This window comes from Pseudoalteromonas sp. UCD-33C (assembly GCF_001306895.1).
Classification (GTDB): Bacteria; Pseudomonadota; Gammaproteobacteria; order Enterobacterales; family Alteromonadaceae; genus Pseudoalteromonas.
In genome coordinates, this window is sequence record NZ_LJTB01000003.1 from 359894 (window position 1) to 380603 (window position 20710).

21 protein-coding genes are annotated in these 20710 nt (G+C 41.5%); 5 read left to right on the forward strand and 16 right to left on the reverse strand.

All coding sequences use genetic code 11. From position 1 onward, the window contains the following. Positions 1–4: 4 nt before the first annotated feature. The 12 genes from AOG26_RS09775 to AOG26_RS09830 all read right to left on the reverse strand — a co-directional run bounded on the left by AOG26_RS09775 (position 5) and on the right by AOG26_RS09830 (position 11386). The gene (locus tag AOG26_RS09775) at positions 5–982 is read right to left on the reverse strand and encodes a transposase (RefSeq protein ID WP_054562301.1); all 978 of its coding nucleotides are present in this window, start codon (positions 980–982) and stop codon (positions 5–7) included. A gap of 177 nt (positions 983–1159) precedes the next feature. After that, positions 1160–1372 carry a (Na+)-NQR maturation NqrM gene (nqrM, locus tag AOG26_RS09780; RefSeq protein ID WP_036966498.1) on the reverse strand — a complete coding sequence of 71 codons (213 nt, stop codon included), beginning with the start codon at positions 1370–1372 and terminating at the stop codon, positions 1160–1162. 341 nt (positions 1373–1713) lie between these two features. Beyond that, complete coding sequence (locus AOG26_RS09785) at positions 1714–2745, reverse strand: FAD:protein FMN transferase (protein ID WP_054562302.1); 1032 nt, start codon at positions 2743–2745, stop codon at positions 1714–1716. A 112-nt stretch (positions 2746–2857) separates the two neighbouring features. Further along, entirely contained in the window at positions 2858–4084 is a 1227-nt protein-coding gene (gene nqrF, locus AOG26_RS09790; RefSeq protein WP_054562303.1) for an NADH:ubiquinone reductase (Na(+)-transporting) subunit F, read from the reverse strand. A gap of 19 nt (positions 4085–4103) precedes the next feature. Further along, entirely contained in the window at positions 4104–4712 is a 609-nt protein-coding gene (gene nqrE, locus AOG26_RS09795; RefSeq protein WP_016708692.1) for an NADH:ubiquinone reductase (Na(+)-transporting) subunit E, read from the reverse strand. Positions 4713–4722: 10 nt separating this feature from the next. Then, positions 4723–5355: an NADH:ubiquinone reductase (Na(+)-transporting) subunit D gene (locus AOG26_RS09800; RefSeq protein ID WP_054554281.1), complete on the reverse strand. Its 633-nt coding sequence runs from the start codon at positions 5353–5355 to the stop codon at positions 4723–4725. Beyond that, the gene (locus AOG26_RS09805) at positions 5355–6107 is read right to left on the reverse strand and encodes a Na(+)-translocating NADH-quinone reductase subunit C (RefSeq protein ID WP_054562304.1); all 753 of its coding nucleotides are present in this window, start codon (positions 6105–6107) and stop codon (positions 5355–5357) included. Before AOG26_RS09805 ends, AOG26_RS09800 begins: the two co-directional genes overlap by 1 nt. Further along, the gene (locus AOG26_RS09810) at positions 6100–7302 is read right to left on the reverse strand and encodes an NADH:ubiquinone reductase (Na(+)-transporting) subunit B (RefSeq protein ID WP_054554279.1); all 1203 of its coding nucleotides are present in this window, start codon (positions 7300–7302) and stop codon (positions 6100–6102) included. The genes AOG26_RS09805 and AOG26_RS09810 overlap by 8 nt, the downstream gene beginning before the upstream one ends. 4 nt (positions 7303–7306) lie before the next feature. After that, on the reverse strand, positions 7307–8650 hold the full coding sequence (locus tag AOG26_RS09815) for a Na(+)-translocating NADH-quinone reductase subunit A (RefSeq protein WP_054562348.1): 1344 nt from the start codon (positions 8648–8650) through the stop codon (positions 7307–7309). Positions 8651–8998: 348 nt separating this feature from the next. Next, positions 8999–10192, reverse strand: a complete 1194-nt coding sequence (gene fabV, locus AOG26_RS09820; RefSeq protein ID WP_054562305.1) for an enoyl-ACP reductase FabV — start codon at positions 10190–10192, stop codon at positions 8999–9001. 221 nt (positions 10193–10413) lie between these two features. After that, the gene (locus tag AOG26_RS09825; protein ID WP_054554277.1) at positions 10414–10725 is read right to left on the reverse strand and encodes a BolA family protein; all 312 of its coding nucleotides are present in this window, start codon (positions 10723–10725) and stop codon (positions 10414–10416) included. A 73-nt stretch (positions 10726–10798) separates the two neighbouring features. Beyond that, complete coding sequence (locus AOG26_RS09830) at positions 10799–11386, reverse strand: alpha-ketoglutarate-dependent dioxygenase AlkB family protein (RefSeq protein WP_054562306.1); 588 nt, start codon at positions 11384–11386, stop codon at positions 10799–10801. Positions 11387–11427: 41 nt separating this feature from the next. Between AOG26_RS09830 and AOG26_RS09835 the strand changes: the two genes are divergently transcribed. Genes AOG26_RS09835 through AOG26_RS09850 form a run of 4 tightly spaced genes read left to right on the forward strand, consistent with a single transcriptional unit; the run spans position 11428 to position 15162 of the window. Continuing rightward, positions 11428–12561 (forward strand): methyltransferase, encoded by a 1134-nt coding sequence (locus tag AOG26_RS09835; RefSeq protein WP_054562349.1) that lies wholly within the window; start codon positions 11428–11430, stop codon positions 12559–12561. Between the two features lie 13 nt (positions 12562–12574). Beyond that, the gene (locus AOG26_RS09840) at positions 12575–13126 is read left to right on the forward strand and encodes a YajG family lipoprotein (protein WP_054562307.1); all 552 of its coding nucleotides are present in this window, start codon (positions 12575–12577) and stop codon (positions 13124–13126) included. Positions 13127–13128: 2 nt separating this feature from the next. Further along, on the forward strand, positions 13129–13746 hold the full coding sequence (locus tag AOG26_RS09845) for a peptidylprolyl isomerase (protein ID WP_054562308.1): 618 nt from the start codon (positions 13129–13131) through the stop codon (positions 13744–13746). 36 nt (positions 13747–13782) lie between these two features. Then, positions 13783–15162 carry an AmpG family muropeptide MFS transporter gene (locus AOG26_RS09850; RefSeq protein ID WP_054562309.1) on the forward strand — a complete coding sequence of 460 codons (1380 nt, stop codon included), beginning with the start codon at positions 13783–13785 and terminating at the stop codon, positions 15160–15162. A 118-nt stretch (positions 15163–15280) separates the two neighbouring features. On the opposite strand, the gene AOG26_RS09855 is transcribed toward AOG26_RS09850, so the two are convergent. Next, the gene (locus AOG26_RS09855; protein ID WP_054562310.1) at positions 15281–15520 is read right to left on the reverse strand and encodes a helix-turn-helix domain-containing protein; all 240 of its coding nucleotides are present in this window, start codon (positions 15518–15520) and stop codon (positions 15281–15283) included. 311 nt (positions 15521–15831) lie between these two features. Here AOG26_RS09855 and AOG26_RS20850 point away from each other — a divergent pair, with 311 nt between their 5' ends. Next, positions 15832–16005 (forward strand): hypothetical protein, encoded by a 174-nt coding sequence (locus AOG26_RS20850; RefSeq protein ID WP_200907862.1) that lies wholly within the window; start codon positions 15832–15834, stop codon positions 16003–16005. Between the two features lie 39 nt (positions 16006–16044). Here AOG26_RS20850 and AOG26_RS09860 read toward each other — a convergent pair whose 3' ends face one another. The 3 genes from AOG26_RS09860 to erpA all read right to left on the reverse strand — a co-directional run bounded on the left by AOG26_RS09860 (position 16045) and on the right by erpA (position 20656). Beyond that, on the reverse strand, positions 16045–19119 hold the full coding sequence (locus AOG26_RS09860) for an efflux RND transporter permease subunit (RefSeq protein ID WP_054562311.1): 3075 nt from the start codon (positions 19117–19119) through the stop codon (positions 16045–16047). A gap of 2 nt (positions 19120–19121) precedes the next feature. Further along, entirely contained in the window at positions 19122–20213 is a 1092-nt protein-coding gene (locus AOG26_RS09865; protein WP_054562312.1) for an efflux RND transporter periplasmic adaptor subunit, read from the reverse strand. A 104-nt stretch (positions 20214–20317) separates the two neighbouring features. Further along, entirely contained in the window at positions 20318–20656 is a 339-nt protein-coding gene (gene erpA / locus AOG26_RS09870; RefSeq protein ID WP_054562313.1) for an iron-sulfur cluster insertion protein ErpA, read from the reverse strand. Positions 20657–20710 lie beyond the last annotated feature (54 nt).

Consider the following 20710-nt stretch of genomic DNA (forward strand, 5'->3'; position numbering starts at 1 on the left):
AAGGTTAACTAGCAAGTAATAACTTACAACTTGTTAGGTTACTTCGTCGCTTACGAGCAGTTTTACTGCAATAACTTTCGATAGCCCCCACTCGACCTGCAGCTCCACGAAATAAGTTTTCAAATTGAGTTGTTAGTGTTAACCATTTTTCCGGTTCGAAATTCAGCCTTTCAAGAATAGGAGGTAAATGATGCTCTATATATCCAGGCTTATCCGCGCTGATACAACGCCCAGTTTTCTCTACCAGTAACAAGTATGACTTTAACTCAAAAGGTATACCCTTTGATTTATACTTACTCATGCCACCAATAAAACGAGCTAGTAATTTAGGTTGCTTTGACTCCTTCGCGCTCTGGCATCGCTTTTTAAAGCTGGTATAGTCCGATTGCTCCGGCGTGCTCTCAGCTTTAGCACGAACAGGGTTTAAATCAACATAGGCCATACATGCTAAAAGTGCTGACTCATCAAGCAATGCTTGGCTCTTAAATCGCCCTTCCCAAAAGTGACCTGTACACTCGTCTTCTTTATTTGCACGTCTAGCTATATATTCATTAAGCATTCGCATAAACCAACTAATGCTCGAAAGACGCGCTCTGTATTCTGCAACCTCTTTCTTTAAGAAGACTTGTTGGCCGTCACTTAAAGGCTGACCATGAAGGAACTTTTGACCTAAAGGCGTCATTTTACTTAGCTTAAACCAGCGTAAAAGAATGGCTTTATCCGATAACCTATTTGCTTTTTTATCATCAACATAAAGAACAAGATGCGTATGATTGCTCATCACTGCGTAAGCACACACATCAATACAAAATACCTTTGCAAGAAAAAGCAGGCGCTCTTCAACCCATCCTCTGCGGTGTTCATATGATTTACCAGTGAGTGCGTCTTCTCCACAAAGGTAAGCGCGTCTAACGCAACGGGATACGCAGTGATAATACTTAGTGTTCGACAAACAGATTTGCCGCTTCCTTGCTAAAGCCATCGTTCACTCCTTGAACTGATAATTTGAAATGCATTAACTGTAACTAAAGTTTAGACAAAATCTTCTTTGCTGCAAGAGTAAGTTAACAGATAAAAGTGACTGTCTATATAAAAATACAGTGACTGTCCTTGTAAAATTTAGCTATTAAAAAAGCGCCTTTGGGCGCTTTTTCTGTGGTTAAAGAATTTGATTCTCTTTCCAAGCTTGTTCTTTTGCCATGCGCTTTTTACGCTTGTCACATGGGTCGTCGCAGTCGCAGGCTTTGTCGATACCAACGGCGCCTAGGCCACCACAACTACTGGCCATAGATTTCTTTTGCACAATCATGCCGACAGCCATCGCTGCCACAATTAAAATGAGTAGACCAAATGTAAGAAGAAAAAGTGACATTGCTTTGCCCCTATCGTCAGCAATTAAATCGAGCCCAACTAATTAGGCTGCATGTATTATATACCCAAACCACCTCAAGGTGCGAGTTTCAGTTGGAATTAAAAGCGATTTAGGCAAGGCATTGATTGCAAGCAATAGTGGTTCTATTGTTAAAATCAATAACGCAGTATAAATCGCTTTTAAACCAACCCTTTGGGCGCTTCACAGGCGCTTAGTCTCATCGTTGTTACTTCTTAAAAGGGACTGCCATTGTTGCAAAGTAACGCCTTGATATTAAACACCTGTGAAACGCTGAATTCTGCATCTTGAGATGGCTTGGGTATGCACTGCTTCTTGCCCTGCTACAAATATGGTTTAAATGCAGGGCTTGAATAAGTTACTAAGCCATTGTCTGACTTACCAATTAAATACACTGGCAAATCGTGCTCTTCGGCGTATTTCTGCGCCTTTTCCATGCCCATCACAGTGATTGCCGTCGCTAAGCCATCTGCAGTCATCGCTGATGGGTGTAAAACAGTAACTGATACCAAATCATGACGGCTCGGCATGCCTGTTACAGGGTCAATTAAGTGGCTATAGGTTACACCATCCATTTCGTAAAAAATTCGGTAATCGCCCGATGTCGCAATACCATTAGTACCCGGCTCAATTACTTTATGTACTTTACGCACGCCTGGTTCAGCATCAGGCTGTTCAATAGCTATTTTCCAAGTAATATTGTTTGGCTTAATACCCGACACACGAAGCTCACCACCAATCTCAACCATATAATTAGTGAAACCATGGCTTTCAATCACTCCTGCGACTTTATCAATACCATAGCCTTTTGCTGTAGCAGAAAACGACAGCTCTAAACCATCAATTGTTTTCATCAGGCCAGCATCTGTAAGTTCAAGCTTATCAACACCAATTTTGGCAACCATTGCAGCCAAAGCTTCATCGCTTGGGCGTTTAGTCGGCTTTTTATCTGGACCAAAGCCCCACAAGTCAATAAGTGGCCCCATAGTCACATCTAACGTTTTTGTTGATTCGCCAAGGCGAATTGATTCAGCTACCACGTTTCTAAAATCTGCGCTTATTGGCATTACCTGCCCTGCTGGTAACTGGTTGAACTGGTTAATTTCTGAATCGGGAATGTAAGTTGACATAGATTGATTTACATCTTTAAGCACTTGCTTAATCTCAGGATGTAAATCAACACCTGCAATCTTTGAAGACTCTGCAAACACCTTAATATGATAAGTGGTGCCCATTGTCTTACCTTCAAAATAAAGCTCTTCAGCCTTATCAGCTTGGCTGCAGCCAGCCATGAGTAAAGTCATAGTTAATAGAAAAAAGGCCATCAAGCCTTGGCGATAAAACACTCTATTCATAGCATTCACCTTTTAGATACCACAGGGTTAGGTATAGAAATAAAAAAGCCTCGTAACACTATGTGCTACGAGGCCTGTATTCTAACCAAAACTTATTGTTTTGTGTATGGTGTTAGCCACCGAAGTCATCTAATAAGATGTTTTCGTCTTCTACACCAAGATCTTTAAGCATGTTGATAACAGCCGCGTTCATCATTGGAGGACCACACATGTAGAACTCACAATCTTCTGGCGCTTCATGATCTTTCAAGTAGTTTTCATAAAGTACGTTATGGATGAAGCCTGTGTAACCTTCCCAGTTATCTTCTGGTTGTGGATCAGACAGTGCTGTGTGCCATACAAAGTTATCGTTTTCTGCTGCTAAGCCGTCGAAATCTTCTACGTAGAACATTTCACGCTTAGAACGCGCACCATACCAGAAACTCATCTTACGCTTAGATTTTAAACGCTTAAGTTGGTCAAAGATATGTGAACGCATTGGTGCCATACCTGCACCACCACCTACGAATACCATTTCTGCATCAGTGTCTTTCGCGAAGAACTCACCGAATGGGCCAGAAATAGTCACTTTATCACCTTCTTTTAATGACCAAATGTACGAAGACATTTTACCACATGGAAGGCTTAGGTCTCTTGGCGGCGGCGTAGCGATACGCACGTTAAGCATGATGATGCCTTCTTCTTCTGGGTAGTTAGCCATTGAGTATGCACGAATTGTTTCGTCGTCTACTTTAGACTCCAGATCGAAGAAACCGAAGTGGTTCCAGTCGCCACGATACTCTTCTGGAATATCGAAATCAGCGTACTTAACGTGGTGAGCTGGTGCTTCAATTTGAATATAACCACCGGCACGGAAAGGTACTGACTCGCCATCAGGAATTTGTAACTTAAGTTCCTTGATGAACGTTGCCTTGTTATCGTTAGAGATAACGGTACAGTCCCACTTCTTAACACCGAAAATTGACTCTTCAAGTTCAATTTCCATGTCGTTCTTAACATTTACCTGACACGCTAAACGGCAGCCTTCACGAGCTTCACCTTTAGAGATGTGATCAAGTTCTGTTGGTAAGATATCGCCGCCACCTTCTTTGATGTGTACACGACACTGACCACAAGAGCCACCGCCACCACATGCAGATGAAACGAAGATACCTGAATCAGCTAGCGCGCCTAATAGCTTGCTACCTGCAGATGTTTTAATAGCTTTTTCTGGGTCGCCATTAATTCCGATGATGATATCGCCGCTTGCTACTAATTTAGATTTAGCACCAATGATAACTAAAACTAAAATAACAACGATAGCGATGAAAACACCAACGCCTAAGAAAATCTCATTCATGATTTATCCTCGCTACCTATTAAAGTGAAATACCAGAGAATGACATAAAGCCAAGACCCATAAGACCAACAGTGATGAAAGTAATACCTAAACCACGTAAGCCATCAGGAACGTCTGAGTACTTCATTTTTTCACGGATACCAGCAAGTAAAGTAATTGCTAGTGCCCAGCCCACACCTGAACCGATACCATAAACAACAGACTCGCCGAAGTTATAGTTACGCTCAACCATGAAAGATACCGCACCGAAGATCGCACAGTTAACTGTGATCAGTGGTAAGAAGATACCTAACGCGTTGTAAAGTGCAGGGAAGAACTTATCTAATGCCATTTCAAGAATTTGTACAAGTGCTGCAATAACACCGATGAAAGTCAAGAAACGTAAGAAGCTAAGGTCTGCTTCTGGGTAGCCAAGCCACTCTAATGCACCAGGTGCAAGAACAGCGTGATAAACCAAGTTATTTACAGGTACTGAGATACCTAGTACCACGATAACTGCCACACCTAGGCCGATTGACGTTGTTACTTTCTTTGATACAGCAAGGAAAGTACACATACCTAGGAAGAAGGCTAAAGCTAAGTTTTCAATGAAAACCGCTTTTACAAATAAACTAATATAATGTTCCACTGCTCGCCCCTTACGCTTTTGCTTCTACTTGGTCTTTCTTGAAGGTACGAAGTACCCAGATGAATAAACCAATAATGAAGAATGCACTCGGTGGTAAAATCAATAGACCCATTGGTTGATACCAGCCACCATTTTGAACTAATGGAATAATATCAACACCGAATAGTGAACCTTTACCGAATAACTCACGGATGAAACCAACAGTTAGTAGTACTACTGAGTAGCCTAAACCGTTACCGATACCATCTAAGAAAGACATTAACGGTGGTGACTTCATTGCGTATGCTTCAGCACGACCCATTACGATACAGTTTGTAATGATTAGACCAACGAATACTGAAAGCTCTTTAGCAGTTGCATAAGAGAATGCTTGCAGTACTTGGTCAACAACGATTACAAGTGATGCGATGATCGTCATTTGCACGATGATACGTACAGATGATGGGATGTGGTTACGAATTGACGAAATAAACAAGCTAGAAAACGCAGTTACTAGTGTCAATGCGATTGACATGATTAGTGCATTTTTTAAGCTTGATGTTACCGCTAGCGCAGAACAAATACCTAGTACTTGTAATGCGATCGGGTTATTTGCGAATACCGGGCCAAATAGGACCGACTTCATTTCTTTAGTATCAGCCATTATTTCAACGCTCCTTCACGTACTTTCGCAAGGAATGGACCAAAGCCATGCTCGCCAGTCCAGAAGTCAACTGTGTGATCAACACCGTTTGAAGTTAATGTTGCACCAGAAAGACCATCGATTTGATGTTCGTTCTTCGCACCGCTCTTCATGATATTGATTGGTAACTCTTTACCTTGCCATTTAGCAGTCCATTGTGGATTTTGGATTTCACCACCTAGACCTGGCGTTTCGTTGTGCTTGAAGAAGTTGATGTTTTTAACTGTTTCACCATCGCTTTCAAGCGCTAAGAAGCCGTACATTACACCCCAAAGGCCATAACCTTGGATTGGTAGAATGATTGCGTCTGTAGAACCATCAGGTTTCTTCGAAATATATACAGGTGAATTTTTTGTCATTCGCTGAATACCAGCGATGTCTTTAATTCCTTCTGCTTTCAACGCAAAGCTACGAGCCTGGTCGAATTTTGTTTTCTCGAAGTCAAATGAGTTAGGATCAGCACCTTCAACAAACTCACCTGTGTTCATGTCTACAACACGTGCTTCAATTTTTGAGTTAAAGGTATCTGACACAGTACCTGATACTTCAATGCCTGCAGCCGCTAAGATATTGCGTTGAATATCTTGTGTTTTGTTAGCTTGCTGTAAAGGACGAAGCTGAACTGAAGCAAACGATACGATGATTGCACACACTAAACATAGTGCAACAACAACGGTTAGCGTTTTGCCGATTGATTCGTTATTACTAGACATTACGTGCCAACCTCCGCTTGATATTAGCTTGCACTACAAAGTGATCGAATAATGGTGCAAATAAGTTAGCAAATAAGATTGCTAGCATCATACCTTCTGGGAATGCCGGGTTAACAACACGGATCATTACAACCATAAAGCCGATTAACGCACCGTAAGCGAACTTACCTTTGTCTGTGAATGATGCAGATACTGGGTCTGTTGCCATGAAGAACATACCAAATGCAAAACCACCAAGAACTAAGTGCCAGTGCCAAGGCATAGCAAATACAGCGTTGGTTTCTGAACCAATTGTATTTAGTAAGAATGCCGTTGCAACCATACCTAGGAATACACCTAGTACGATACGCCATGAAGCGATACGCACGTAAATTAGGAATAAACCACCGATTAATAGTGCTAGTGTTGACGTCTCACCCATAGAACCTTGAATGAAACCGTAGAACGCATTCCACCATAGCTCCATGTTGCTGTAATCAAGTGAACCAACAACAGCTTGGCCAAGCATAGTTGCACCAGAGAATGAATCTACTGCTGTCCATACTGTGTCACCTGAAATTTGCGCTGGGTATGCGAAGAATAAGAACGCACGACCGGCAAGAGCAGGGTTAAGGAAGTTACGACCTGTACCACCAAAGATTTCTTTAGCGATTACAACACCAAACGTAATACCTAGTGCAACTTGCCATAAAGGAATCGTCGCAGGCAGGATTAGTGCGAATAATACAGATGTTACGAAGAAACCTTCATTTACTTCGTGCTTACGCACTGAAGCAAATAGTACTTCCCAGAAACCACCCACAGCAAATGTTACTGCGTATATTGGTAGGAAGAAGCAGGCACCGTAAAACATTTTCGCGCCCCAACCAGAGTCAGCAGTTAATTCACCACCGAATAATTGGAACAGACCAACTTGCCATGTGTTTGCTAGTTCAAAACCTTGCGCTAAAGCACCAGCGGCCTGATGACCGATGTTGAACATACCAAAGAACATTGCAGGGAACGTCGCCATCCACACTAAAATCATCATACGTTTTAGGTCGATGTTATCGCGAACGTGTGTTTTGCCTTTATTTACATAACCTGGCGTGTAGAAAATAGTCGCTGCAGCTTCGTAAAGCGCATACCATTTTTCGTGTTTACCACCCGGTTCAAAATGCGGCTCAATATCTTCTAGAAATTTCTTTAAACCCATCTCTCTAGCCTTCCTTCTCGATCGTAGTCAAGCAATCGCGTAGGATTGAACCGTACTCGTATTTACCTGGACAAACGAAGGTACATAATGCTAAATCTTCTTCATCAAGCTCTAGCGCACCTAACGAAATAGCACCATCAAGATCACGTGCGATTAAGTCACGTAATAATAGTGTAGGTAGGATGTCTAAAGGCATAACACGCTCATAGCTACCAATTGGAACCATGGCACGCTTCGAACCACCTGTTGAAGTCGTCATGTTAAATAGACGGCTAGGAGCAAGGTGAGATAAGAAGGTACGTGTTACTGAGAACTTGTTAGCACCTGGTGCGATCCAACCGAATAGCTCTTTTTCGCGACCTTCAAGTAATACAGATACTTGAACATGGTAACGACCTAAGAACGCGTGTGGACCTTGAGAGATAGCGCCTGATAATACAGAACCAGAAATTACACGGTTATCACCGTCTTCTAATTCACCAGCAACTAAATCATCTAAAGATGCACCTAGCTGAGTTTTCACTAAGCGTGGGTTTTTAACACGTGGACCAGCAAGAGAAACAACACGGTCTGTGAAGATTTCACCTGTTAGGAATAAATTACCAAACGCGATTACGTCTTGGTAACCTAAGTGCCAAACCTGCTTGCTTGCAGAAACTGGGTCTAAGTTATGAATGTGTGTACCAACAAGACCTGCCGGATGCTTGCCACCAAACTCATGTACTTCTACTTGAGGGATTGATGAACTAGGCACTTGGCTACCAGCTTGTTTACAAACAAATACTTTGCCGTCAGTTAAACGAGATACCACAGCTAAACCAGCTTCAAATGCTTGAGTGTTCTCAGCAATGATTACTGCAGGATCTGCAGCTAGCGGGTTAGTGTCGATAGCCGTTACAAAGATAGAGCTAGGATTTGCATCCAAAGCAGCTACTCTGCTGAATGGGCGAGCACGTAGTGCTGTCCATTGACCTGACTGAACTAGTACTTCTTTAACTTTTTCACGGTCTAAGCCCGAAAGCTCGTCGGCCTTGAAAGAGTCAAAGGTGATTTGCTCACTGCCATTAACTTCAATAACAACAGATTGCAGCACACGTTTAGCACCACGATTGATTTCTTTAACTACCCCAGAAGCTGGTGCAGTAAATAAGACGCCTGGGTTCTTTTTGTCTTCAAAAAGTACCTGGCCTTTTTTGACTTGGTCATCCACGCGAACATGCATGGTTGGACGCATACCAATATATTCTTCACCTAGCACAGCTACACGTTTGACGGCAGAACCATCGTGAATAACTTGCTGAGGTGCGCCCTCTATCGGTAAATCCAGACCTTTTTTTATGTTGATCATACGCACTTGCATTACATTAACGGAAAGAAACTGAAAAATCGTACCAACCACGTCGCCATTTGATATGCTCAAGTTAAACTCTAAGTATCAAAGAATAGCCTGTTTAACACCCCAAACAAGCAACGCAGTAAACTCCTCACATATATTGCCCGAATTTTAACATCAATCAGGGTGACTATGCGAGAGCAAATATGAAATTTATACGACAGATACGGTTATTTAGACTACAAAAACCTTTTGAATAAAATTCAATATAGACCAAAGTGCTATTGATGATGTTTTATTTTCATCCAGAAACAAAAAAGTCGCTTAAAAAAGCGACTTTACAAAATCAAGTTTGTTTAGCAATTAATCGATTAATTGTGAAATCGCAACATCAGGATTCACATCTTGCTCGTAATCTACGCTGTCGATACCAAAGCCGAATAAACGTAAAAATTCATTGTGGTAACCCACGTAGTCCGTTAATTCGTCAATTGTATCTGTATCCACTGTATCCCAAACATGTTGTACACGAGCTTGAACATCATCTTCTAACTCTTTGTAGTTTTGGAATAAATGACCACCTTCGTCAAAACGTGGTGTTTCACCGTAAAGGTTTTCAGTAAATAGTGAATGAATTTGCTCAATGGTACCTTCGTAAGTACCGTCTGCTTTCATTACTTTGAATAAAGCAGAGATATATAAAGGCATAATTGGAATTGCCGAGCTTGCTTGTGTCACAACCGCATTTAATGAAGAAACATACGCTTCGCCATTTAAGCCTTTTGTAGACTCTTTGATTGCTTGTGTTGCACGGTCAAGATCTTCTTTCGCTTTACCAATTGTCGCATGACCGTAAATTGGCCACGTTAACTCTTTACCGATATAGGTGTAAGCGGTTGTTTTGAAGTTATCAGCGAGCACATCCGCTTCTTTTAATGCGTCAATCCACATTTCCCAATCTTCACCGCCCATTACTTTAATTGTATTGTCGATGTCTTCTTGGCTTGCTGCTTCAACGGTTACTTCATCAATCACACGCTTTGAAGTGTTTAGGTTCTTCGTAGTGATATCTGAGCCAATAGGCTTAAGTGTTGATGAGTAAGTCTCACCTGTATTTGGATCAGTACGACGAGGTGACGCAAGGCTATAGATAACTAAATCAATTTTACCTAGATCAGCTTTGATAGTATCAATTGCTTTTTGCTTGATTTCGTTAGAAAACGCATCACCATTGATATTTTTAGACCATAAACCTGCTTCTTCAGCAGCTGTTTGGAATGCTGCTGTGTTGTACCAACCTGCAGAACCCGTTTTGCGTTCGCTACCTTCTTTTTCAAAGAAAATACCTAACGTTTTAGCACCGCCACCAAATGCAGCCGTGATACGTGATGCTAGGCCGTAACCTGTAGACGCACCAATCACTAATACATTCTTAGGTGCATTGCTCAGTGGTCCTTGCGCTTTCACATAATTAATTTGTTCTTGTACGTGCTCAGCACACCCTACTGGATGCGCGTTAGTGCAGATAAATCCACGAATTTTCGGCTTAATGACCATTGATCATCCTATATCTATCACAATAAAAATTAGCGCTAGTTTAAAGGCTAATAGTTAAAATACAGGTCTGATCAGTAAAACTTTTCAGACCCACTTAAATCTTTCGAGCTTAAAACCCCAATTGACAAGCAGTTTAGAGTGACTGTCCTTCTAACTTAGAATGACTGTCCTTCTAACTTTGAGTGACTGTCCTTCTAACTTTAGGTGGCTGTCCTGCTAATTTAGTCGAACTTTGAGCCACCTAAGCATTTTGGTGATTCAGGTGCCTGTCCATGTTGTTCACTGAACTCTTCTGGAGTAAATGTGTGAATCGCTAATGCATGAATATGGTTTGCTAATTCATCTTTTAATAGCTCATTAATTTGACGGTGACGGGCAAGTAAACGTTTACCCGCAAATTCTTCACTCACAACCACCACTTTGAAATGCGATTCAGTTCCACGGCTATGCATATGGCTTTCATTGACAACATTCAGGTGTTTACATTCGATACCCGCAGCAAGCTTTTGCTCTATTTGTTGTTGCATTGACATGTGTCATAGACCTTTAATAAGAAAATAATTGGCAGCTACTATATCAAGGGCATGAGTCATTTTGCCAATGATTTTATATGATTGAACGAAAGGTAAGGTTAATTCGAGGGTGTTTGAGTCTTTGCTGCTTTGGCAAACTATGCTGGTAATCGCGCTGGCTAAAACCATTCATGATTAAACAGCTACCACTTTGCAGCACAATGCTATGTTGTTCATTATTATGTTTGTGCTTTATTTTAAATATCCGTTCGGCCCCTAGTGATACAGAAGCGATTGTCGGTTGCTCCCCAAGTTCTTTCTCATCGTCACTATGCCAGCCCATACAATCATGACCATCTCGATACAAATTAACTAAAAGCGCATTGAATGGTATCTGCAAAGTTCTTGTTAAGCGTACACGCATAGCATCAAGCACCTCCGGCCATGGCTCAACGATTAACTGTGAACCCGAGTAGCCATAACTTACATTTTGATCAGCAATAAAGCATTGCAAACGTGGGATCACATGGCTTTTTCCGTACACTTTTATAGTTGGTTGTTGCCAATTTAGCTGCTGCTGAAGAAAGTAAAATAATTCGAGGCTTTTTTGTGCACTCAATGCATTAGCTTGGTAAGAAAACCCATCAGGTAAATGATTAGGGTTGGCGTTTGGCTGTTGCATGTTAGAATTTACCTATACATTAATACATTCGTAAAATCATGATGACCACCCAAGCACAGCTCGGTGATAACACCTATACCCTAGAACGCTTTCCGTTAGATCAAAAGAATCGCAGTCTTCAAGCGTGGGACTCAGGCGATGAGTACCTTGTCAATTATGTACAAGAGCACTATCCAGATGCAAACTCAATCCTGATACTCAATGACAGTTTTGGCGCTTTAGCCTGTGCCTTTAATACGTTAACAGTTTATTCAGTTAACGACTCATATATTGGTCATCAAGCTACCCGCTATAATTTACAAGCTAATGAGTTATCAACAGATTCTTTAACGCAACTGGACTCATTAGCAGCATTACCTAATCAGGTTGATTTAGTGATATTAAAAGTGCCACGCAATTTAGGCTATCTTCAGCATCAACTTGCCGCAATCAGTGCAGCTTTACCTGCCGACATTGATGTTATTGCAGCTGGAAAAACGAAAGACATTCACAACTCAACTATAAAGGCTTTTAGTCAGTATATCGGTGAAACATCAACCAGCTTAGCGGTTAAAAAGTCCCGCTTAATTATCAGTAAAACCAGTGGTCTTAATAAAGTTGCCCCCTTCCCTGTTAACTGGCCACTTGAAGGAAGTGAGTTTGAAATTCAAAATCATGCCAATGTATTTTCTCGAGACTCATTAGACATTGGCGCGCGCTTTTTCTTTAACTATTTGCCACAAACAAGTAAAGCTCGCAGCATCATTGATTTAGGCTGTGGTAATGGTGTTGTTGGCTTAATGACCTTAAAGCGTTGCCCTAAAGCCCATGTGACCTTCGTTGATGAGTCGTTTATGGCCGTTGAATCAGCTAAATTAAACGTCGCTCACAATCTACCAGAGCAATTAGAGCAGTGTGAGTTTGTCCAAAACGATTGCTTAACCGATTTTCAACCTAACAGTGTTGACCTCGTTTTATGTAATCCGCCATTCCACCAAGCGCAAGCGGTTACTGATCATATTGCTTGGCAAATGTTCAAACAGGCAAAACACACATTAAAGCACGGTGGTGAATTAAGAATTATTGGTAATCGTCATCTAGACTATCATGAAAAGTTAAAACGCATGTTCGGCAATTGTAAGTTGTTAGGGTCTAACAAAAAGTTTGTCGTACTAAGTGCAACAAAGAATAATTAATGGAGCTAACTAAATGAAAAAAATACTTCCTTTATGTGCGGTGCTTGCGCTTGCGGCATGTAGCAACCAACCCAATCAATTAATTTTAAACCCCGTTTATCAAGGCGGCAAAATTTCAAACCTTAGCACTAGCGTTAGTACTAGCGTAATTGATTTACGCGGCGACAACGTGACCCTAAAAATTATTGAATCAGATAAAACTAAAACGCTTGCCAGCCCAGGTATAACTGATTCAGTGAAAAGCGCTCTAGACAGTGCGTTAAGCCGTAATGGGGCGAGTATCTCAAACTTGGCGACAACACGCTTTGAATTAGATATTCATAAGCTACAAGCAGTTGTTACTGAAAAGATGATGACTCACACAAGTGACGCAACTATTGAATTAGGCTTAAGAGTAATCAGAAATTCAAGCACTTTCAGCAAGATATACCGTGGTAATGCAAACCTAGAAGGGCCACTCAGCCATGACCGTGCAAAAGTAGAAGGTCAGCTTAATAAGTTGACTGAGCAAATAATTACCCGCATTGTATCTGACCCAGAATTAATCGCCTATTTAGAAGGTTAACTATGAAGCGTATTTTATTACTTAGTTTTATATTGTTTTTTGCTCACAGTTCATTCGCAGCGACTGAGGGTAAATTTATTCAAAAAGATAATATGTTTCCACGCGTAGAAATTGTCACTACGCTTGGCAGTATTGTGGTCGAAATGGATCGTTCACGCGCACCAATAACCGTAAATAACTTTCTAACTTACGTTGCCGACGGTAGCTATCAAGGTAGTGTGTTTCACCGTGTAGAACGTGATGAAGACAACGAACGTGATTTTGTTATTCAAGGCGGTGGTTACGATAAAGACTATGATGGTCTGTACGAAGGTGACCCTATTTTTAATGAAAGTGGCAACGGGTTAAAAAACGATATGTATAGCATCGCAATGGCATATCAAGACCGTAAACCTCACTCAGGTACTCGTCAGTTTTTCTTTAATATGGACGATAACGATCATCTTAATCCTGGTCGCGACTGGGGCTTTGCCGTATTCGGTATGGTCATGGATGGCTATGACACACTAGACAAAATCATGCGTGTCGAAACCGCTTTTAACGAAAAAATCGGTTACAGCTTTGTACCCAAAGATCCTGTTGTTATCTTAAACGTAAAAGTGCTTGACGCTAATCAATAATAAATAGGGGCGCACGCCCCTTAAACTGGCAACACTATGACAAAACCCCTTTCTATTTCAGAGTATTTCTCGTACTTCAAAGATAAACGTTTAATCAATATATTCATCTTTGGTATCAGCAGTGGCTTTCCTTGGGTATTGATTGGCTCTGTCATGTCGGCTTGGCTAAAAGACGAAGGCTTAAGCCGCAGTATGATCGGGTTATTTGGCATAGTGTTTGGTGCGTATAGCATTAACTTTTTATGGTCACCGCTCGTTGACCGTGTAAAGTTACCTGTTTTATTTAACTGGCTAGGCCAGCGCCGTAGCTGGATTTTACTTTGCCAGTCAGTGATTTTTATTGGCACCTTTTCACTTGCTGGGCTCGATATCAAGGCCAACCTCTGGTTTGCTGCCGCGCTGTGTTTAGTTATTGCTATCGCTTCTGCGACTCAAGATATTGCTATTGATGCATTTCGTATCGACACTTTAGCCGAAAACGAAAGCCACAAAGCCACCGCAGCAGCTGCAATGGCCACTTCAGGTTGGTGGAGCGGTTACGCCCTATTAGGCGCCCTGCCATTTTATATGGCCGACATCCCTTCAATTGATTGGCCACAAGTTTACTTTTTCTTATCTGTGGTAATGCTGCTATTAATGAGCAGCGTATTGTGGGCAAAAGAACCCGAATCAAACCGTGATGCTGTTCAAGCTGAGCTTGAACAAACCTATCAACAAAAGCTAGCTGGTAGTACGCAGACTCGCTTTGCTAAAGTGATTGCATGGCTTGCTGTAACCGTTTTTGATCCTTTCAGAACCTTCTTTGCCCGTAATGGCGTAAAAACAGCATTGGCATTATTGGCCTTTATTTTCTTATTTAAAATCGGTGAAGCCTTTTTAGGGCGAATGTCTATCGTGTTTTATAAAGAAGTCGGCTTTTCAAATAGTGACATAGCGACCTTCTCAAAAGTGGGCACTGCAGTGCTCACCATCGCTTTTACTTTTTTAGGAAGCTTATTCAATCAACGCTATGGCATTGTAAAAGGCTTGTTTATTAGCGGTATTGCGATGGCAGCTTCAAACTTAGCTTTTGCCTGGATCGCTATTGCAGGCCCCAAACTGAGTCTGTATGCATTTGCTATTATTATTGATGGTTTTACCCAAGCTTGGTCACTGGTAGCCATGGTGGCGTTTATATCAATGTTATGCGACAGAGCATTTAGTGCGACCCACTATGCACTACTTGCTTCATTGGGTAATTTAGGCAGAACTTTACTGTCGAGCTACAGCGGCGTGGTTATTGATGACTGGTTAGGTGGAAACTGGGCGATGTTCTTTGTGCTAACTGCATTGATGGTGATCCCATCACTGGTATTTTTATTCTTAATTCGTCATAAGCTTTATGCGTTAGAAAACAACTATCACCAAAACAATTAACAAATCTGATACGTATGTGATTAAAGAGAGGATGATGCAAGGGAGAGACTTTAAATAGCGCTTCCTTGCACTATTTATATTACTTTAAAAGCGGCGTTTCGCTTTTAGTAATGAATAATTAAGCGTCTTTTAGCAGATTAAGACCTTCGTATGGGTCAACTTCTAAAGCGTCGCAATAACGCATGAATTCAATAACATCTAAACGACGTTCTTGGTTTTCAATTTTACCAATGAAAGAGTGTGGCGTACCTAAAACTTGTGCAAGGCTACGCATTGTGTGACCTTTCTCGTGGCGTTTAGTTTTAAGCCATTTTGTTAGTTTCGAGTTTTCTTCAGAAGAAACTGTTTTACCCATCATAAAATACATCTCCTACTAGATGATTCAAGTTAATAATTTAAGAGTGAAATTTGCCCGTCTCACTCTTGGACACATTATATACTAATAATTTTCACTTTGAATGATTAATTATACAAATGTCCACCTTTTAGGAATGGACCTTTTTAGTATACAAGACTAAGTGTAGCTAAAATTAAAGCATGTGCTCTATAGTTAACTGGTTTACTGTACCAAAAAATTGATCAATTGGAAGTGTAACAAGATGAAAGTATCACTTTAAATTCTGCATATTTATGCTTAAAGTGTATGTAAATACTGAAAAAGGCTAGGAAATGTTTCGTATATTATTTTTGTTGCCAATTGTACTGTGTGTCGCATGGTACCTGTTTTTAAAACACAATCGTGTACCAATTAAGCAAGGTAAAAAAGGGTTTGTGTATATTTCAATCGCCTCTGCGTTAGTTTTAGGCTTCTTTTTACTGATGATTAAAGTGACCCAACACTAGGGTCACTCATTTTTAATTAATCAGTAACGAATTTACCGATTACCGACGACGATCTCGTAGCATTAACAAGCAAGGCGTAAGTACCAGTGTCAATACTGTGGCAAATGTTAAACCACCCGCAACAGCCGTGGCCAATTGCACCCACCACTGAGTAGATGGCGCACCAAAATCAATATGGCGGTTAAATAAGTCAATATTCACTTGCAGTACCATCGGCATTAATCCCAAAATGGTGGTCACAGTCGTTAACAGTACTGGCCTTAAACGCTGAGCACCGGTTCGTAAAATCGCATCTTTTGCAGCAAGACCTTGGCTACGTAAAACATTATAGGTATCAATCAATACAATATTGTTATTAACTACAATACCTGCAAGCGAGATAACCCCGATGCCTGACATCACGATACCAAACGGTTGCTGTAATACGGTTAAACCTAAGAACACACCCACAGTTGAAAACAGTACAGCACTTAAAATCAAAAATGCCTGATAAAAGCTATTAAATTGCGTTACCAGAATGATCCCCATCACAAACAGGGCAACCACAAAAGCCTGCTCAAGGAAGGCTTCTGATTCATCTTGATCTTCGGTTTCACCACGCACTTTAATTTTCACGCGCGGATCTAACCCTTGCTCCTCTAGTTGCGCTTGTAAGCGTGGCAACGCTTTAGCAAGTTGTTCACCCGGTTTCATGTCTGCATTAACGGTAACAACGCGCTGAGAATCAACACGGCGAATTGTATCGACCTTAGGAGCTGCTTGACGCTCAACAAAGTGACTAATTGGCACTTGCCCGTGCATAGTTTTTACACGCAACGTTTCAAGACGTCCTAAATCTCGCTTGTCATGAGGAAAGCGTACGCGAATATCAATCTCGTCATCAACATCATCGGGGCGGTATTCCCCTAGTTTTAAACCATTAGTAATAAGCTGAACATTCGCCCCTAGCATACTGGCATCCGCACCAAAACGAGCCGCATCCGAACGATTCAATTTAAGTTGCCACTCAATGCCCGGTTTTGAAGCACTGTCATCAACATTTCGAAACGCGCCATCATTTTCGATAGCTTGTCTTACTCGTTTTGCTTCACTGTTAAGCACATCAACAAATCGAGAGCTGAGTTCAATACTCAGCGCTTTGCCACCACCGGGGCCGTTTTCATCTTTACGAAGTTCAATTTCGACACCAGCATAACTTGCCGTGATTTCGTTAACTTGACTGATTATATCTTCTGCAGGTGGGCGCTCATCCCAGTCTTTTAGATTCATTCTAAACGTGCCTACCTGATCTTTACCGCCAGTACGGGCATACAAGGTTTTAATACCTTCCACTTTTAAAATGCGTGACTCAATGTCTTTCATGATCACGTCTTTTTCAAAAATAGATAAGTCACTGTAAGAGCGTACTTTGATATTGACGCCATTTGGCTCAACATCAGGAAAGAACTCAACCCCTAACTTAGAAACAGCAAATGCAAAGAACACCAAAATAGAAAACACGATTGCAGCAGCAAGGCTCCACCAAGGACGCTCTGTTGCATAATCAAGCACTCGAATATAACGCCCAAGCATCCCTTTAATTTGTGTTAAGTCACCAGACTCAGCTAACTCTAAATCATGTTTTTGCTGCTCAGAAAGCGGCCTTGATTTTCCTATTAATCCACCGATGGTTGGCACAAAAACCAATGCCATAAGTAATGACGCAGTCAAGGTGGCAATAAGCGTAATCGGCAAGTATTTCATAAACTCGCCCATCATTCCCGGCCAAAATATTAGCGGTGCAAAGGCAGCTAATGTCGTTGCCGTAGAAGCGATGATTGGCCACGCCATTCGCTCAGCAGCTAGTTTATAAGCAGCCTTGCGTGGTTTGCCTTCACTCATCGCTCTGTCAGCAAACTCACTGACAACGATTGCACCGTCCACCAGCATACCGACAGCCATGATGAGTGCAAAAAGCACCACGATATTCACCGTTAAACCAAATACAGAGATCACTAAAATCCCGGTTAAGAATGAACCAGGAATGGCAATACCTACTAAGAAGGCGGTGCGCGCGCCAAGTACCGCCACAATCACAATAACTACCAACAATACAGCAGACAGCACATTATTTTGCAGATCAGAGAGCATCATTTTCACGTCTTTTGACATGTCGCCGGTGTAATCCACTCGTATATGCTCAGGCCAAATTTCCTTGGCCTCATTCACCACTTTTTTAACTTGATCGACCGTATCAATAATATTTTCGCCAGCACGTTTTTTCACTTCCAGCGAAACCGCATGGCGGCCATTAATACGTGCGATTGAGGTTGGGTCTTTATATGCTCGGCGAATTTTTGCTACGTCCATAAAACGCACCACCCTATCGCCAACAACTTTTACAGGTTGTTCCATCACATCCTGAATCGTCTCAAATACCGACGGGATTTTTACAGCAAAGCGTCCTTTACCAGTATCTAGGGTACCGGCAGCAACTAAGCGGTTGTTATTTGATAGCAGTTGAATAATGTCATTCGGTTCAAGGCCATAAGAAATCATCGCCAATGGATCGACCTCAATTTCGACCATATCCTCGCGGTCACCACCTACATCAACTTCTAATACACTAGAAATGCTTTCTAGTTCATCTTTTAGATTACGGGCCAGGGTTAGTAAACCTCGCTCTGGCGCATCGCCTGACAAGGTTAATGTAATGGTTGGCTGCTGATCTTCCATCAAGATTTCATGAACTTCTGGTTCTTCTGATTCAGAAGGCAGTTTTGCCTTAGCTAAACTAACTTTATCTCGTACATCAGCTAAGGCTTCTTTGGGATCCATACCCGCAATAAACTCAAGAGTCACAGAGGCATGTCCTTCACTTGCCACCGCTGACATTTCTTTTACGCCTTCAATCGAGCGTAGCTCAATCTCCATTGGCCTAACTAATAGCCGCTCAGCATCTTCAGGGGAAATACCGTCATGAATAATCGACACATAAATAAAAGGAATAGTGACATCAGGGTTCGCTTCTTTAGGGATAGTTTGATATGTCACCCACCCCGAGATCAGCAACAAGATGAAAATAGATAAAACCGTACGCGTGTGAGTCAACGACGCTTCAATTAAGTTTTTCATACTTAGTTGCTCGTTGCTTCAGTAAACACTGGCTCAACTTTGTCACCGGCACGCACAAAGCCTTGACCAAGGGTAATAACATTAGCTTGCTCGCCTAAACCCCAAAGCCAAACGCCCTGCTCGGTACTTTTAGCTAGATTTACCGATTTAAACTCTACAATATTGTCGTCATTCACGACTTTTACGCCGATATTACCTTGCTCATCTAGGGCCATGAAAGCCGGGCTTAATAACATGGCAGGCTCAGTTGGTAATTCAATATTAAGCTGAGTAGAAAAACCCGCTTTGTATTTCATACCTGGGTTTTCAAACGCCGCTTCGATGCGAAATGTATTGGTGCTGTCATCAGCAACAGAGGCAATATAACGAATTCGACCCGGATAGGTTTTGTCATTTAACACATGAGCAAAGGTAGCTTGCCCAACTTCTAAACCTAGCACTTCTTTTTGAGTCGCATCGGCTCTGACAATTAACGGGTCTAAATCAGCGAGCTGTAATATTGGGTCGCCTATGCCAACATAATCACCAATTTCGACTAAACGTTTGTTGATAACGCCATCAAAAGCAGCACGCACTTCAGTGCGTTCTAACTTTAATTCAAGGCTTACCAAAGTTGCTTTTGCTTGTTGCAACATAGCTTGTGCTTGCATGGTCAATACTTTGTTTTGTAAACCTTGCTGATTAAGTTTAAGCGCGCCTTCGTATTCAGTTTGATACTGGGCAACTAAGGCTTCTGCTGATGTGATTTGGGCGGCTAAATCAGATTTATCGAGACGTAAAATAACCTGATCTTGTTTTACAAACTGACCTTCTTCAACCAAAATTTCGAGTACTTGCCCTGCTTGCCTAGCGCTAATGTTCGAGATTTTGTCAGGCTCTGACTTTCCATAAAAAGTTAGGTTTTTATTAATATTCTTAGCGACCAACGGCATCACTTGCACTTTAGGCAAGCGCTCTTGAACTTGCTGATCACTTTGCTGTGCTTTTTGATCTGCTTTGCTATCCCCAGATAGCATCCACAGTACAATCACCAAAACAATGGCGATAGCTAAAATATAGGGTTTCTTTTCTATTGTTGTAGTTATATTTGGCAACGCAAAATTCCTTCTAATAATGCGTAAAATTTAGCAGAGGCAAGATATTATGAGAAGTTAAAGCAATAAAAAAGCCACATAAAGTGGCTTTTTTAAATAATTCGTTAAACGCTGAAGCTGGCTCCGCAACCACAGGTTGTTGTTGCATTCGGGTTATTAACAAAAAAGCGTGCGCCTTCAAGCCCTTCAGTATAGTCAACGGTACCATCGACCAAATACTGAATACTCATAGGGTCGATAACAAGCGTTACACCATTTTTAACAATTTCTAAATCGCCAGGGTTAGCTTTTTCATCAAAAGTAAAACCATATTGGAAACCTGAGCAACCACCACCTGTTACATAAACACGTAGTTTAAGATCTGGATTCTCTTCTTCTTCGATTAACTGTTTAACACGAACAGCTGCTGCATCGCTGAACTTGATTGGCAACTCATCTGACATACCAAAACCCTCAAAACCTATATTGGCCGCAATTATCTAATACCCGAGTGTTTT

Coding starts and splice junctions, on each gene's coding strand:
- AOG26_RS09775 (WP_054562301.1), bottom strand. CDS start 982: ATGGCTTTAGCAAGGAAGCGGCAAATCTGTTTGTCGAACACTAAGTAT.
- nqrM (WP_036966498.1), bottom strand. CDS start 1,372: ATGTCACTTTTTCTTCTTACATTTGGTCTACTCATTTTAATTGTGGCA.
- AOG26_RS09785 (WP_054562302.1), bottom strand. CDS start 2,745: ATGAATAGAGTGTTTTATCGCCAAGGCTTGATGGCCTTTTTTCTATTA.
- nqrF (WP_054562303.1), bottom strand. CDS start 4,084: ATGAATGAGATTTTCTTAGGCGTTGGTGTTTTCATCGCTATCGTTGTT.
- AOG26_RS09800 (WP_054554281.1), bottom strand. CDS start 5,355: ATGGCTGATACTAAAGAAATGAAGTCGGTCCTATTTGGCCCGGTATTC.
- AOG26_RS09805 (WP_054562304.1), bottom strand. CDS start 6,107: ATGTCTAGTAATAACGAATCAATCGGCAAAACGCTAACCGTTGTTGTT.
- AOG26_RS09810 (WP_054554279.1), bottom strand. CDS start 7,302: ATGGGTTTAAAGAAATTTCTAGAAGATATTGAGCCGCATTTTGAACCG.
- AOG26_RS09815 (WP_054562348.1), bottom strand. CDS start 8,650: ATGATCAACATAAAAAAAGGTCTGGATTTACCGATAGAGGGCGCACCT.
- fabV (WP_054562305.1), bottom strand. CDS start 10,192: ATGGTCATTAAGCCGAAAATTCGTGGATTTATCTGCACTAACGCGCAT.
- AOG26_RS09825 (WP_054554277.1), bottom strand. CDS start 10,725: ATGTCAATGCAACAACAAATAGAGCAAAAGCTTGCTGCGGGTATCGAA.
- AOG26_RS09830 (WP_054562306.1), bottom strand. CDS start 11,386: ATGCAACAGCCAAACGCCAACCCTAATCATTTACCTGATGGGTTTTCT.
- AOG26_RS09835 (WP_054562349.1), top strand. CDS start 11,428: ATGACCACCCAAGCACAGCTCGGTGATAACACCTATACCCTAGAACGC.
- AOG26_RS09840 (WP_054562307.1), top strand. CDS start 12,575: ATGAAAAAAATACTTCCTTTATGTGCGGTGCTTGCGCTTGCGGCATGT.
- AOG26_RS09845 (WP_054562308.1), top strand. CDS start 13,129: ATGAAGCGTATTTTATTACTTAGTTTTATATTGTTTTTTGCTCACAGT.
- AOG26_RS09850 (WP_054562309.1), top strand. CDS start 13,783: ATGACAAAACCCCTTTCTATTTCAGAGTATTTCTCGTACTTCAAAGAT.
- AOG26_RS09855 (WP_054562310.1), bottom strand. CDS start 15,520: ATGATGGGTAAAACAGTTTCTTCTGAAGAAAACTCGAAACTAACAAAA.
- AOG26_RS20850 (WP_200907862.1), top strand. CDS start 15,832: ATGTTTCGTATATTATTTTTGTTGCCAATTGTACTGTGTGTCGCATGG.
- AOG26_RS09860 (WP_054562311.1), bottom strand. CDS start 19,119: ATGAAAAACTTAATTGAAGCGTCGTTGACTCACACGCGTACGGTTTTA.
- erpA (WP_054562313.1), bottom strand. CDS start 20,656: ATGTCAGATGAGTTGCCAATCAAGTTCAGCGATGCAGCAGCTGTTCGT.